11 protein-coding genes are annotated in these 14553 nt (G+C 38.7%); 5 read left to right on the top strand and 6 right to left on the bottom strand.

Annotation, left to right across the window (positions count from 1 at the left end):
• Positions 1 to 47 precede the first annotated feature (47 nt).
• The 6 genes from ACYVHJ_RS00375 to ACYVHJ_RS00350 form a co-directional block, all read right to left on the bottom strand.
• The gene (locus tag ACYVHJ_RS00375; RefSeq protein WP_460511552.1) at positions 48 to 1526 is read right to left on the bottom strand and encodes a sulfatase family protein; all 1479 of its coding nucleotides are present in this window, start codon (positions 1524 to 1526) and stop codon (positions 48 to 50) included.
• Between the two features lie 140 nt (positions 1527 to 1666).
• Positions 1667 to 2095, bottom strand: coding sequence for a response regulator (locus ACYVHJ_RS00370; RefSeq protein WP_339903955.1), 429 nt, complete (start codon positions 2093 to 2095; stop codon positions 1667 to 1669).
• 515 nt (positions 2096 to 2610) lie between these two features.
• The gene (locus ACYVHJ_RS00365; RefSeq protein ID WP_339903954.1) at positions 2611 to 3567 is read right to left on the bottom strand and encodes an aldo/keto reductase; all 957 of its coding nucleotides are present in this window, start codon (positions 3565 to 3567) and stop codon (positions 2611 to 2613) included.
• A 32-nt stretch (positions 3568 to 3599) separates the two neighbouring features.
• Positions 3600 to 4556 carry an aldo-keto reductase family protein gene (locus tag ACYVHJ_RS00360; RefSeq protein ID WP_460511549.1) on the bottom strand — a complete coding sequence of 319 codons (957 nt, stop codon included), beginning with the start codon at positions 4554 to 4556 and terminating at the stop codon, positions 3600 to 3602.
• Positions 4557 to 4675: 119 nt separating this feature from the next.
• Entirely contained in the window at positions 4676 to 6133 is a 1458-nt protein-coding gene (locus tag ACYVHJ_RS00355) for a DUF1501 domain-containing protein (protein ID WP_460511547.1), read from the bottom strand.
• 3 nt (positions 6134 to 6136) lie between these two features.
• On the bottom strand, positions 6137 to 8545 hold the full coding sequence (locus tag ACYVHJ_RS00350) for a PSD1 and planctomycete cytochrome C domain-containing protein (RefSeq protein WP_460511545.1): 2409 nt from the start codon (positions 8543 to 8545) through the stop codon (positions 6137 to 6139).
• 210 nt (positions 8546 to 8755) lie between these two features.
• On the opposite strand from ACYVHJ_RS00350, the gene ACYVHJ_RS00345 reads away from it, so the two are divergent.
• The 5 genes from ACYVHJ_RS00345 (at position 8756) to ACYVHJ_RS00325 (ending at position 14532) form a co-directional block, all read left to right on the top strand.
• Positions 8756 to 9154: a hypothetical protein gene (locus tag ACYVHJ_RS00345; RefSeq protein WP_460511543.1), complete on the top strand. Its 399-nt coding sequence runs from the start codon at positions 8756 to 8758 to the stop codon at positions 9152 to 9154.
• Between the two features lie 511 nt (positions 9155 to 9665).
• Positions 9666 to 10175: a hypothetical protein gene (locus ACYVHJ_RS00340; protein ID WP_460511541.1), complete on the top strand. Its 510-nt coding sequence runs from the start codon at positions 9666 to 9668 to the stop codon at positions 10173 to 10175.
• Positions 10176 to 10451: 276 nt separating this feature from the next.
• On the top strand, positions 10452 to 12113 hold the full coding sequence (locus ACYVHJ_RS00335; protein WP_460511539.1) for a ribulokinase: 1662 nt from the start codon (positions 10452 to 10454) through the stop codon (positions 12111 to 12113).
• Between the two features lie 368 nt (positions 12114 to 12481).
• Positions 12482 to 13063: a DUF4136 domain-containing protein gene (locus ACYVHJ_RS00330; protein WP_339903739.1), complete on the top strand. Its 582-nt coding sequence runs from the start codon at positions 12482 to 12484 to the stop codon at positions 13061 to 13063.
• Positions 13064 to 13206: 143 nt separating this feature from the next.
• The gene (locus ACYVHJ_RS00325; RefSeq protein WP_460511537.1) at positions 13207 to 14532 is read left to right on the top strand and encodes a DEAD/DEAH box helicase; all 1326 of its coding nucleotides are present in this window, start codon (positions 13207 to 13209) and stop codon (positions 14530 to 14532) included.
• Positions 14533 to 14553 lie beyond the last annotated feature (21 nt).

Below are 14553 nucleotides of genomic sequence, written 5' to 3'. Positions count from 1 at the left end.
TGTACCCCCCATCATTGCTACATTATTAAAGAATCCATTGATAATTATTACTTATAAGAATCGAAATTCTTTGCCAAGCGAACATTTAGTCCCACTCTTTGTTGCAATGCGTCTCCCATATCCTCCCTTGCTTTTTCAGCCAAAGCTTGCAACTTATCTACCACCTCAGCATGGTCTTCAATAACATTATTACGCTCTGATGGATCATTTTCTAAATCATACAACTCCATTTCTTCCAATGTTAACATCTCGTATTTACCGGGTATTCCATTGGTAGGCTTTACAAAATCATCAGGAAGCGTCCGGTACCTGTGCGGGAAATACAACTTCCATTTACCAGAGATAACGGCTTGCAATTCGTTTTTGTTATAATAAATATAATAGGCCTCCTGAGGTGATTCAGCTCCCTCTTCCATACTTATCAAAGGCCAAATATTTTTTCCATCAATAATTTTCTCAGGCAAAGGAGCACCCACAATATGAGCAATGGTAGGTAATAGGTCTATGGTCATGGCTATTTTATCTTGAACTTGCCCTTTAGGAATTTTCCCTTTCCATTGCATTAATGCCGGAACACGTATTCCTCCTTCCCAAGAAGTTCCTTTTCCTTCTTTATAAATACCTGTACTACCCGCATGGGTTCCATAAGAAAGCCATGGGCCATTGTCTGAAGTAAAGACGACCAAGGTATTTTCTTCCAAGCCATTTTTCTTTAATGCTTCCATAACCTGTCCTACTGACCAGTCTATTTCCATGATTACATCTCCATAAATTCCTGCCTCAGACTTCCCTTTAAATTTATCAGATACATATAGGGGTACATGAGGCATATTGTGAGCCAAATAAAGAAAGAATGGTTGATGGCTATTCCTGTCAATAAAATCAACAGCCTTTTCTGTATACCAGGTTGTCAGCATGCGCTGTTCTGTCAAGGTATCTATAATTGTTTCATTTTGATACAATGGAAGCGGAGGATAATTATCCGGTCTTTCGGGGTGGTAAGGCCACATATCATTAGAATAAGGAAGCCCGAAAAACTCATCAAAACCCTGCTTAGTGGGTAAAAATGGTTCAAGGTGTCCCAAATGCCACTTGCCTACTATTCCGGTGGCATACCCTTTAGGTTTGAGTACCTCTGCAATGGTGGTCTCCTCCGGTGACAAACCATGCTTGCTGCGATCTGAAAGGGCTCCAAAAATACCTAGGCGATTGGAGTAACAACCGGTAAGGATAGAAGCCCTAGAGGCAGAACATACTGCATTGGATACATGAAAGTTGGTAAACTGAACCCCATTTTTTGCCATAAGGTCCAAGTTTGGTGTCTCAATATTTTTCGCACCAAAAACCCCTACATCTTCATAACCCTGGTCATCTGTGAAAATAATTACAATATTGGGTAGGTTTGGCGCAGGCTGCTGCTCTTTTTTTACAGGACTGTTGCTTGTACAACTAGCAATTGTAACAACTATACATGCGATAAATAAAATTTCTATTCTAACAAATGGCTTCATAAAGTGTGTATACATTCTTATCCAATTTATTTCGGACAGAATATACCTATATCCATGCATTTAACAAATAAGAATTATGTAATTCTAGTCTATCTTAAGGTAAGAAAAGAGCAGCTTTTCGTTTAATTTAATCTTAAAGTAAAAAAACTCAAAAATTAATTTACAGGTAAGGAAGCGGTCTCAAACCAATAATTCTGTATGGATGCAATGACCTTTAAAAAATCAGCAACCTCCGCAGGTTTAGTAATGTAGCAATTGGCATAATTCTCATAAGATAAATCAATATCCGTTTTGGAACTTGAAGTTGACAGAATTACAACAGGGATTTTTCTATAGCTATGGTGTTGTTTAAGTTCATACAGCACTTCATGACCACTTTTTCTTGGAAGGTTTATATCAAGAATAATCAAATCAGGGGTGTTTTCTTGCTCAAAACCATTGGTTTTAAAAACAAAATCCAAAGCCTCTTGTCCATCACGTGCAATACTTATTTTGTTATTTAAATCACTTTCATTTAATGCTTCTAGCGTTAAAAAAATATCACCTTCATTGTCTTCTACCAATAAAATATGTGCTGATTTCATTGTATCTATTGTATTAAAATATAAATATCCCCAATTCTTATTTACTATTTTTCGGGTGTAGGAATTTACCCTAACAGGTTTGTTTAAAATCAATCAATAGCGTAATTTTTCTTCCTGTTTTAGGAAATCACCTACTTGTATTTGTTTTAGTAAAGAAAGATTTATTTCAGTTACAATTTATCTGAATAAGTATTTAAACACCACCACCTTATTCAAATGATGTTTTGAACGATAATTTAAATAACTAACCTTTACTGTTAGATTGTGGGCCTAAATTAACCACAAATTAAAACCTTTCTATTTAAATTAAAAATTTATGATTTTGAGTGGTTATTCTTTTAATTTTTCTGCAAAGTATCGAATATTTTCCAAATACTTTAGCAATCATCAAAAGATAGTTTTTGTTATTTCAGAAAATAAATGAGCGGGATTTATATCACCCGCCCATGTTGATATTAATCAAGTTAAAACAAAATCATCTTTTTAATTGTGTTGATTTTAATAAGGTTGTTGCTTTAACTCTCCCAAAGGTCCGATTGTTCAAAAGGACTACCGGGGACCTCCGTAAAAAATGTACCATCTATATATCTGTGGCGCCCTTCGATGGATTCTATACTTTTTAAATCATCTGCAGAGAGCTCAATATCCTTTGATTTTAGGTTGGCCGTAATTCTTTCCTTATTTGCTGATTTTGGAATCACAGCAATGTCTCTATGCAATGACCAAGCGATAAGAATTTGTGCTACAGAACAAGTGTACTTTTCGGCCAGTTCTTTAAAAACATTATGCTCCATTAATATTGGATCACTATCTTTTTGTCTGGCCTTTGGTCTGTCTGCTGAGCCTAAAGGAGAATAAGCCGTAACATTTATCCCATTTTGCTTGCAATAATCCACCAGTCCATTTTGGGGTAAATAAGGATGAAGCTCTATCTGATTCATCTCAGGTGTGATGCTGCAATTGAGTTGAACTTCTTTAAGTTTTGCTATATTAAAGTTGGACACCCCAATATGTCTGGTTAGGCCTTTTTCCTTTAATGCTTCCATTCCCTTCCAGGTTTCAGAAAGGGGAACGGTTTTGTAATCAAGAAAATCTTCTCCACTACTAGGGAAAGTTACCCCCGCCTTTAAGGATATCGGCCAGTGGATTAAGTAAAGGTCCAGATAATCCAACTGCAAATCTGCCAAAGTCTGCTGAATACCTCCTTCCACTTTGGCCAACTCATGGGCATTGTTCCAAAGCTTGGAGGTTATCCAAAGCTCTTCTCTTTTGACAAGCCCCTCTTTAAAGGCTTTCTGTAAAGCATCTCCCACCTCTTTTTCATTTTGGTAGATAGCTGCACAATCAATATGCCTATAACCTGCCTCAATAGCCCAGAGCACAGCTTGATAAACTTCACCGGGTCCGGATTTCCAGGTTCCCAAGCCCAGCATGGGCATTTTATCTTGGTTTTTAAATGTAATGTATTTCATGCGTTATTTTTTAATTAAAATGAAGGTTTAAATTATAGACATTCTTCCCAAATGTCAGAAAAATCATAAGGACTGATTTCCCCAACCCAAGCACTGCCATGCGTATAACGATACGGGCCGCCTAGATTACTAATCATTTTCATATCTTCTTGGTCCAGAGTCAAATTGCCAGCAGAAAAATTCTCTTCTATTCGCTTAAAATTAACAGATTTGGGCACTACCGATACTCCTTTCTCTATGGCCCAGGCAAGTACTACCTGAGCCACTGTCGCTGAATGTTTCTTGGCGATCTCTTGCAATGTTTTGTTTTCAAGCAAAATAGGGTGATCCACTTCATTATCCGCAACCCTATAGGCAGCTCCAAGAGGGCCATACCCTGTAATGTAGATACCATTTTTGTCACAATATTCTTTTAGCTTCTCTTGAGGCAAATAAGGATGAAACTCAATTTGATTCACCGTAGGCATAATGGAAGCATTTTTCTTCAATGATTCAATTTTTGCGGAATTGAAGTTGGAAACTCCAATTTGGCGGGTTAAACCTTGGTTGTGCAACTTTTCCATTTCAGCCCAAGTATCTGCCAAAGGGGCCTCTTCTTTGGTTAGAAAATCATCAGGATCAGAGGGTAAGCCCACACCTTTTTTTAATGCCACTGGCCAGTGAACCAAATACAAATCAAGGTAATCCAATTGTAAATCCTTTAAGCTATTTTGAATGGCAGGTAGCACATCTTGAGGCAGGTGAGCATCATTCCATAATTTGGAAGTGATCCATAAGTCTTCTCTTTTTACCATCCCTTTAGCAATGGCGTCGCTGATAGCTTGACCTATTTCAATTTCATTTTTATAAACATAGGCACAATCAATGTGCCGATACCCTACCTTTATGGCATGCAACACTGCTTTATAGACTTCATTTGGTTTGGATTTCCAAGTTCCGAGCCCGAGGGTTGGCATTTTGTCCCCGTTTTCAAATATTAAGTTTTTCATTTTAATAAATTATATTTTGGTAGCAGATGATTGACCTCTTGATCTCACCTCTTTAAATTGGTTTTCATCAAGCAAAGTTAAAAAACACTGCGTCTTTTACAGGATTTAAGGGCAATTGATCAAACCAATAATTCTTTGATTACGCGACCGGAGACATCAGTAAGCCTGAATTTTCGTCCTAGATGCCTATAGGTCAACCGCTCATGATCCAACCCAAGCTGATGCAATACTGTGGCTTGAAAATCGTGTACGTGCACCGGATTTTCTGTGATATTGTAACCCAATTCATCTGTTTCTCCATAAACGATACCAGGTTTTATTCCTCCACCGGCCATCCAAATGCTAAAACACCTGGGATGGTGGTCTCTCCCGTAATTGTCTTGGGTTAATCGACCTTGTGAATAGTTTGTCCGACCAAATTCTCCTCCCCATATCACCAAGGTTTCGTCAAGCAGTCCTCGCTGTTTTAAGTCTTTTACCAAAGCTGCAGAAGCTTGATCCACATCTTTTGCCTGAACGGTCATTTCATTGGGAAGGTTTCCATGTTGATCCCAACCTTGGTGATAAAGCTGTACAAATCGCACGCCAGACTCTGAAAGCTTACGTGCCAACAAACAATTGGCCGCAAAAGTCCCCGGTTTACGGCTGTTTTCACCATACATTTCAAAAACACTATCCGGCTCCTTGGTCAAGTCAGTAGCTTCAGGAACAGCTGTCTGCATTCTATAGGCCAGTTCATATTGGGCTACTTTGGCCTGAATCTCCGGGTCTCCAATTTTTTCATAGGCATGGTGATTCAAAGCTGCTAAGTTGTCGAGCATTTTTCTCCTGTCTGCCTTGGTCATCCCATCCTGATCACTGAGATAAAGTACGGGATCTTCCCCGTTGCTAAATTGCACACCCTGATGTGCAGAGGGTAAGAAACCATTGCTCCAAAGTTTGGAGTATACCCCTTGCCCATTTCCTTCACCTTTTGATAATAATACGGTAAATGCCGGTAGATTATTATTTTCACTACCAAGACCATAACTTAACCAAGCCCCCATACTAGGACGGTTCCCTTGCTGGGCTCCGGTTTGGAAAAATGTTAGGGCTGGATCATGATTGATGGCTTCAGTGTGCATGGATTTTATGATGCAAATGTCATCTACAATCTTTGCTGTATGTGGGAATAAGGAACTTATCCAAGCCCTGGCTTGACCGTATTGCTGAAAATCACAAAATGAGCCAACCATTGGAAAACTACTTTGGCTGGCAGTCATTCCTGTTAGCCTTTGTCCTTGTCTAATAGATTCCGGCAACTCCTGCCCCCATAAATCTCGAAGCTTGGGTTTAAAGTCAAACGATTCTAATTGAGATGGGGCGCCATTTTGGAACAAATATATCACTCTTTTGGCTTTAGGAGCAAAATGGGGCAATCCTTTACTCAAGTCATCAATTCCCCCCAAATTATTGCCCATGAATAAATCCGGGATTAAAAGAGAGCCTAAAGCTGCACTTCCCAGACCCAAGCTTAGCTTGGAAAGAAAATGCCTTCTATTAAGGTTCAACCCATGATCCAATATTTCTTTTTCCATAATTTAAGCTTTCGTAATGCTGGCTTCCAAATTATAAATAAGCGTGATTACCTGTGCCAAAGCGGCATGTTTTTCTACAGGTATATCATCCATTAAAGGAAATTTTCCTACATCTACTATCTTTTTGGCTTTTTCTTTATCATCACTATACTCTCCCAAAAAGCTTGTCAAATGATTGCTCAAAATCTCGCGTTCTGTCTCATCAGGTTTTCTGCCAATAATACTATAGAAAGCATAGGCTATTCCTCTTTCAGGTTTTGGATCCATTTTTAATAATCTGGAGGCAAACACCCTGGAAGCCTCCAATACCACAGGGTCATTCATCATGACCAAAGCCTGTAAAGGGGTACTGGTTTTCAACCTTTCCACCTCACAGGCATCCCTGTTACTGGCATCAAATAATATCATATTGGGAGGCGGGACAGTTCTCTTGATAAAAGTATACAACCCCCTTCTATATAGGTACTTTCCGGTATCCAATTGAAACTTGGATAGATTACCTCTACCCGAGGTGGCTGCCTCCCAAAGGCCTTCAGGTTGGTAGGTTTTTACAGAAGGCCCTCCAATTTCTTTATTCAATAGCCCACTGCTGGCCAATATTAAATCCCTAATCTCCTCTGCTTTTAGTCGGCGCCTTGGAAATCTGGCCAAATACTTATTTTCCGGATCAAGTGTTAAATGCTGCTTTTTGACCATTGAAGATTGCTGGTAAGTAGAGGAAAGCATGATCTTCTTTAATAGATACTGTATATCCCAGCCATGTGCTATAAAGTCAACAGCCAGCCAATCAAGTAATTCCTGGTTGGTAGGTAAATTACCTTGCAAACCAAAATCTCCGGGAGTATCCACGATTCCTACACCAAAAATTTCTTGCCAAACCCTGTTTACAAAAACCCTTGCAGTCAATGGGTTACCCTCATCAAAGAGCCATTTCGATAATCCTAACCTGTTTTTTGGAAGACTATCAGGAAAAGGAAGAATAGAAGCCGGGAGCCCGGGTTCAACTTTTTCTCCGTGAGCATCATAGGCACCTCTCTCCAAAATATAAGTATTTCGGATACTGTCCGGTTCTCCCATTACTGCAACCTTCAGCACTTTGGCTTCATCAAGTAAAGAATTGTAATTGGCTCCTTTGGTCATTCCTGTCATCAACCTATTTACGCGAGAAGCACTATCGGGCATATTAATAAATTGGAGCAATTCTTCGACATCTTTATCACTGATTTCCATTAAAGGGTATTTTGCCGGGCTTTTCTTGGAGAAACCAGGTTTTTTTTCCTCTATCCCCCATTCAGCAACATTATTAAAAAATGCATAGGTCTGAAAATATTCTTTTTGAGAAATGGGGTCGTATTTATGATCGTGACACTGTGCACATTCCAGAGTAACCCCGAGAATGGCTTTACCTAAGGTGTTCGTTCGGTCTATCGCATACATTACGCGGTACTCTTCGTCGATGGCACCGGACTCCTCTGTAATTTTATGGTTGCGGTTAAAACCTGTGGCCAATAACTGCTCCTTGCCTGCATTGGGAATCAAATCCCCTGCCAGCTGCCATGTTATGAATTGATCATAGGGCATGTTTTTGTTATATGCATGGATGACCCAATCCCGCCACGGCCATTGCGTTCTGTAATAATCATCCTGGTAACCATGGCTATCGGCATAACGAGAAACATCCATCCAGGCAACGGCCATTTTCTCTCCATAAGCCGCTGACTGAAACAATTGGTCTATTACAGCTTCCGGCACCATGCCATTTTCTTCCAAATCATCCAATTCTTCAGGACTTGGCGGCAAGCCAGTTAAATCAAAATAAAGCCTTCTCAAGAGGGTTAAGTCATCCGACATTACGGAAGGATCCAATCCTACCTCCTCCATCTTGCTTAATACAAAGTAATCTATTTCATTCTGTGCCCAATCCTCATTTTTCACTTTCGGAAGAGGGGCTTTTTGGGGAGAAACAAAGGCCCAGTGAGGCTCATAAACCGCTCCCCCATCTATCCATTTTTCGATTAATTTGATCTGCTGATCACTTAGTTTCAAATTGGATGTTGGAGGAGGCATTTTCTCTTCCGGGTCTGATGAAATCATTCTGCTAAATGCCAAAGATTCTGCAGAAGAACCGGGTATAATGGCATGTTTTCCGGGACTTTCTTTTAAAGCTGCATACGCTTCTGAAGCAATATCTAATCGAAGCCCTGCTTCCCTTTTATTGGCATCAGGGCCATGACAGGTGAAGCAGTTTTCTGATAAGATTGGTCTGACATGGAGGTTATAACTGATTTGGTCAGGAAATTCCAAAACATTTTGGCTCCCGCTTTCTTTACATCCAAGGATCAGCACCATGCAAATTACCCCAACTGAAATGGGCGAAATCCAGAATATTTTAACTCCTTTACCAAAATTCATATTGGTAAAATAGCTATTTACCCCGTAAAAGCAAAACCATTACTTCTGAGCCCAAGCAATTAAAGTACATGTGGATTATTCTTTCAACAAACTAAGCTTACACTTCTTCCAATAGGTCTCCAACAAATAAATCTTAACTCTTTTATATGGTATTTAATAAAAATAAAAGCAACTCAAACTCATTTCCAACAGCCGAAAATAATAATTTAATTGTCCAAGCAACAAAAGTTTATGGATGAAGCCAATAGGCAAGACTTGGTAATGGACAATTTAGATTATTGGCGTGGAACTTATGCCATCGGTCTTGACACCGGAAAGCAAAAGTTGCTCTATATGAATTTGGAAGCTGAGATAAAATTTAAATTGATTTCAACGGATTATATTTCTCATATTGACCTTCAAAAACAAAATCATCATATAGGAAAAGGTTCAAATAGAGTGGAAGTAATCGATAGTTTAGTATTAATAGTCCATCAAAAGGAGACAGCTGTAAAAAAGTCCCATTTGTGTTTTTTTGACGGTGAAAAAAATTCTGATTTATCGGGAGAATGGCCTTTGATCCATAAATGGAACGCTTTATTAATTAATGAAATGGCAGCAACAAAATAGATTCATCTAATCATAATTACCTCTACTACACCTCTTATTTACCGCATTATGCAATATAATTCTTGACAGGGGTTGCAATCGCAATAAATTCAGGTTATTTGAGATTTTAGAATAGCAACGCTATGGTGAAATTCAAAACCGAAAAGAAGTGGCTGATATTGAAGCGAATTCAGCAGGTCATAGAAGGCTAATGCCTATTTTGGATTTAATAAGAGGTGTTTTTTATACCCCTCTCCCAATCTATAATGTTGAGAAAGGCACAACCTTCCCTTTTCCCTAATCATTCCATAAAAGGAATTCAATATTTCTTCGTTAGGAATAAAATACTAACTAAAGTACTGATTAAGTTTGAGATAATCCATTACTCTAATACTAAAAATCATCTTACAAACCATAAAAATTGAATTTTTTATTCGTATTATTGTAACTAGAATAATAAATAGGGGGAAGTTTCTACTATCACCTATAAAAATATCAATTTAAATAACCCTTTTAAAATTGATAACCTAAGATGACCAACATAAAAAACTCTTTAGCACTTGCATTTCTACCCGGCTATTTGTATTCAAGCAAATACGAAGAGCAGGTGAGAAAGAATGTGGAAGGTCGAAACCCTCCGGTAACTAAAAATCCCGAAGAACAAAATGATCAGGAATTGATTAGAAAATACCTTAAAGGGCTTCAATTGGAAAGTTATGATTATATCAATGAAATTATCCATCCTGACTTTAAGTGTATAAATACCAATACGGATTCTATTCACGATTCTATTGAAGAGATTTCTCATTGGAAATCAAAGCACAACCACTTAAACCACCTTTCATTTAGTGATCCTAAACTTACCAGTGTACGCGTAAATCGAGGTATTTTGAAGGGAGACTGGACACTGGTTTGGACAATATTCTCTGCATTGGATAGCAAAACATTGAAATCTATAACTTACGAATACCATATGGCCATCAAAACCGTAGATAATAAAATATTAGAAATCCAGACTTGGCATGAAGCTGAAGACGTTTAATCAGCTGATCCAAAATTGTGGCCAAAGTACTCTTTTTTTATAAGTTTGAATGGGCCGTTATCCATTTTTTCCGTATATTTTTACATCAAACTTGAAACGGGTTATGGAATTTGTCAAGAATACTTTTTTTATGAATTATTAAATTTAAAAAAGGCCTTCGCTTTATTGGTCCTTGAATGTTACATTCAGAAGTATTTCAAGCACTCTTAAACAATTCTATCTTCTATTTCAAGTCTTCATTAGATTCTCGCTATTTAACAATCCAAAATAATCACTATGGACAATTACGTATTGGGTGTAGACTATGGAACAGATTCTGTCAGGTCCATTTTGGTCAACACCCGTGATGGTGTAACCCTTGCCTCTGAAGTATACATCTATCCGCGCTGGAAAGCAGGTAAATACTGCAATCCGGTAAAAAACCAGTTTAGACAACATCCTTTAGATCATCTTGAAGGGCTTTCATATACTGTAAATGCGGTTATGAAAAAGTCCGGCATACCCAAAACTCAGGTCAAAGGTATTTGCGTAGACACAACAGGATCATCACCCCTTCCTGTGGATCGTTCCGGCCGTGCATTGGCACTTTCCGATAAATTTTCAGAAAACCCCAATGCCCAAATGATTCTTTGGAAGGACCACACGGCTATCAATGAAGCGGATGAAATCAATCATTTGGCAAGGACATGGGGAGGAGAAGATTTCACCAAATATGAAGGAGGAATTTATTCTTCAGAATGGTTTTGGGCAAAGATTTTACATATTGTCAGAGCGGACAAAGAAGTAGCAAAAGCTGCCTATTCATGGATGGAGCATTGTGACTACCTAACCTACACCCTGGTTGGCGGCGTTGACCCTGTCAATTTTAAGAGGAGTCGCTGCGCTGCAGGCCACAAAGCTTTGTGGCATGAGAGCTGGGGAGGATTGCCGGAGGAACAATTTTTAGAAAAACTTGACCCAAGCTTGAAAAAACTTAAGAGCAGGCTTTACCAAGAAACCTATACATCTGATCAGGTTGCCGGGGAATTGACAAAAGAATGGGCTTCAAATCTAGGCTTAGAAGAGGGTATACCCGTAGCTGTTGGAACATTCGATGCCCATGCGGGCGCCATCGGAGGAGAAGTAGATGAAGGTACCCTTGTCAAAGTAATGGGCACCTCCACCTGTGACATCATGGTGAGTCCTTATGAAGCACTGGAAGATAAGTTGGTAAAAGGAATTTGCGGACAGGTAGATGGATCTGTTATCCCGGGAAAAATTGGCTTAGAAGCCGGGCAATCAGCCTTTGGAGATGTCCTTGCATGGTTTGTCCAGTTATTGCTTAAACCTGCCAGCACTACTATAAAAAATGCTACTATGGAAGAGGCCGTAAAAGAGGAAACGATAAACCTTTTGGAAAAGAATTTAATCATAACCCTGTCCAATGAAGCTCAGAAAATAGCTCCTGAAGATACAGATGTAATCGCAATGGACTGGATCAATGGTAGACGAACACCCGATGCCAATCAGAATTTGAAAGGAGCGATTCAAGGTCTTGACATGGGCTCAGGTGCTGCCCATGTATTCAAGGCTTTAGTGGACAGTATTTGCTTTGGATCAAAAAGGATTATCGAAAGGTTTAGGCAAGAAGGGGTGAAAATTGAACAAGTAGTTGGCTTAGGGGGAGTTGCAAAAAAATCATCTTTGGTCATGCAAACCTTGGCAGACGTGCTGAATATGCCCATTAAAGAAGCTAAATCAGAACAAGCTCCGGCCTTGGGTGCTGCCATTTATGCAGCTACTGCAGCGGGCATATATCCAAGCGTAACCGAAGCCATAGCAGCTATGGGCAATGGTTTTGATAAAGTTTATAAGCCAAATCCGGAAAAAGTTGCTATTTATCAAACTAAATATGAAAAGTACCTGTCTTTGGGTGACTTTATTGAAAAACATAGCTAATAAGTAAAAACGTATTCAATTCCTGTATATTAAAAATGGTAAGCCTTTGGGCTTGCCATTTTTTGTTTCTACCTATTTTTTCTATTGACGATTTCGCTAAGCACCATTTTCACCTAGGATTTATCTTGAAAATGGGATTGTATAGATCATTAACATTCAACCAGATAAGTTTAAGCAATATGAAACAAAAAGCTTGCATTTTATATTGAAATTCATTAACATTAATTCAGTTTTTAGCAATAAAACCCTAAACAAAAATCCTATTCTGAAGTTTATTTTAAAATTCCAGTTTTATGTTTTGAAAAATAAAACTCACTTGTTTCACTAAAACACAAACCTATTGCTTCACCTCTTTTCAAGAAAAATGTATGAAAAACTTCAATTACTTAATCTTCGCCATACTGATTATTAACTCAGCATGCTTGTCACAAAGAGACTTTATTGCCGAATACGATTACAACTACAAAGGAGCTTTCAAAAAGTACAAAACTTTTGGATTTGTAGCTGAAGAAGGGAAAAACGACAGAGATTTTACGGGAATTATTGAAAAATCCATTTCTTCACGTTTGGGATCTCAAGGGTTTAGGGAAAGGGATAAAAATCCGGATCTTTTAATCATCCACAAACTCTACATGAGTGAAGTGAGGTACAGAGGATACAACCAACCAAATTTTGACTATTGGTTAAAAAAGCAGGGAATAGAGTTGGTTGAGGAATCTGTTTTGGATAGTCTTGAAAGACAAAAAAGGGGTGAAAATTACAATGCCATTAAGTATACGCAAAATGACGGAATGCTAGTTGTTTTGGTAATTGACCATAAAAAAGGAAACACCATTTGGCAAGGATATACTTCAGCCTATTTTGATTACAACTCACCAAATATCCACATTGATCTAACCCGTGCCACCTATAAGGTAATGGATCAGTTCAAGATATTGACAAGAAATTAACCGCTAATTGCGAGCCTTTTATTTGCTTACGCTGTCAAAATAAGCAATGACAGTCTGCCTGTATTTATCATCTACAGACTGTCATTTTTTAAATTCTTCGTATAAAACACTCTTGTCTCACTGCCTATCCCTATCTTTGTAGCATGGATAAGAATAAGCAGACAAGTAAGGAAACCTTTTTGGAAAGGCTTTCATTAAAAAATTTCAATAAAATGCAATTGGAATTTATGGAGAAGGCCTCTGAAGATGCTCCCATCATGCTATTGGCCCCTACAGGCTCCGGAAAAACCCTTGCTTACCTTATTCCAATGGTCCAACACTTGGAGGGCTCCACCTCGGATGCTACTGCATTGATCATCATTCCTTCTAGAGAATTGGCTCTGCAGATCACTGACGTTTTCAAATCCTTGAAGACAAGCTTTCATGCTTGTGTTTGCTATGGAGGTCATTCCATGCGAACGGAAGAGAACAGATTAATGGAAAAGCCAAAAGTGATTATAGGCACCCCGGGACGGCTCTCAGAGCATGCTCAGAAAGGTAATCTATCAAATTTAAACATAGACTTGGTCATTTTGGATGAATTTGACAAATCCTTACAGTTTGGTTTTCATGAGCAATTAAGCGTGATTTTCAAAGACCTTTCAGAGGAACAAAAGTATTTTCTTACTTCTGCAACTACCCTCAATACCCTACCAGAATTCCTGCCTTTTAAGACTTACGAGAAAGTAAATTTTCTGAAAGAAGGTGAAGTATTGACTTTATTGTTACAACTGGTAAGGACCTCAAGTGTAGAAAAAATAGACAGTCTTATGCGTCTTGTTTCAGATTTTGGTCAGGAAAGCACATTGGTATTTTGTAACCATAGGGATGCTGTAGACCGCATCAGTCTACTCTTAACTGATTTTGGCTTTGAGCATGTGGTATTGCATGGAGGCATGGAACAAATTGATAGAGAAAAAAACCTGATAAAATTCAGAAGCGGCACACACTCCTTATTGATTGCCACTGATCTTGCCTCTCGAGGTCTGGACATACCTGAAATCAAGCATATTGTCCATTATCAATTGCCTCCAAAAAAAGATGCCTTTGTTCATAGAAATGGTAGAACGGCGCGAATGATGGCCGAAGGACAAAGCTATCTGCTGCTTGCTCATGAGGAAACCTTCCCGGATTATGTAGACAGTAATTTACCGGAATACGAACTTCCGCAAGAATTAAAAACCCCTGAACCTTCCCCTTTGACTTGTATTTATGTGAGTGTAGGGAAGAAAAACAAAGTGAGTAAGGGAGATATCGTTGGGTTCTTCACCAAAAAAGGAGGCTTGAAAGGCAATGAAATAGGCATGATCAATATCCTTGATAATGCCAGTTACGTAGCCATCCCTACAGAAAGAGTAGACGACCTACTTAACAATACCCAAAATCAGAAATTAAAAAAGCTGAAAGTAAAAATGGAAGTGGCCAACTGATTGAATCAATTCCCCCCCCTA

This window comes from Cyclobacterium sediminis, assembly GCF_054781075.1.
This window is presented reverse-complemented; position numbering and strand designations above follow the sequence as displayed.

Excerpts from the sequence above, each read along its gene's own strand:
- ACYVHJ_RS00355 (WP_460511547.1), bottom strand. The coding sequence starts at position 6,133 with ATGGAAAAAGAAATATTGGATCATGGGTTGAACCTTAATAGAAGGCAT.
- ACYVHJ_RS00350 (WP_460511545.1), bottom strand. The coding sequence starts at position 8,545 with ATGAATTTTGGTAAAGGAGTTAAAATATTCTGGATTTCGCCCATTTCA.
- ACYVHJ_RS00325 (WP_460511537.1), top strand. The coding sequence starts at position 13,207 with ATGGATAAGAATAAGCAGACAAGTAAGGAAACCTTTTTGGAAAGGCTT.
- ACYVHJ_RS00365 (WP_339903954.1), bottom strand. The coding sequence starts at position 3,567 with ATGAAATACATTACATTTAAAAACCAAGATAAAATGCCCATGCTGGGC.
- ACYVHJ_RS00330 (WP_339903739.1), top strand. The coding sequence starts at position 12,482 with ATGAAAAACTTCAATTACTTAATCTTCGCCATACTGATTATTAACTCA.
- ACYVHJ_RS00375 (WP_460511552.1), bottom strand. The coding sequence starts at position 1,526 with ATGTATACACACTTTATGAAGCCATTTGTTAGAATAGAAATTTTATTT.
- ACYVHJ_RS00340 (WP_460511541.1), top strand. The coding sequence starts at position 9,666 with ATGACCAACATAAAAAACTCTTTAGCACTTGCATTTCTACCCGGCTAT.
- ACYVHJ_RS00370 (WP_339903955.1), bottom strand. The coding sequence starts at position 2,095 with ATGAAATCAGCACATATTTTATTGGTAGAAGACAATGAAGGTGATATT.
- ACYVHJ_RS00360 (WP_460511549.1), bottom strand. The coding sequence starts at position 4,556 with ATGAAAAACTTAATATTTGAAAACGGGGACAAAATGCCAACCCTCGGG.
- ACYVHJ_RS00335 (WP_460511539.1), top strand. The coding sequence starts at position 10,452 with ATGGACAATTACGTATTGGGTGTAGACTATGGAACAGATTCTGTCAGG.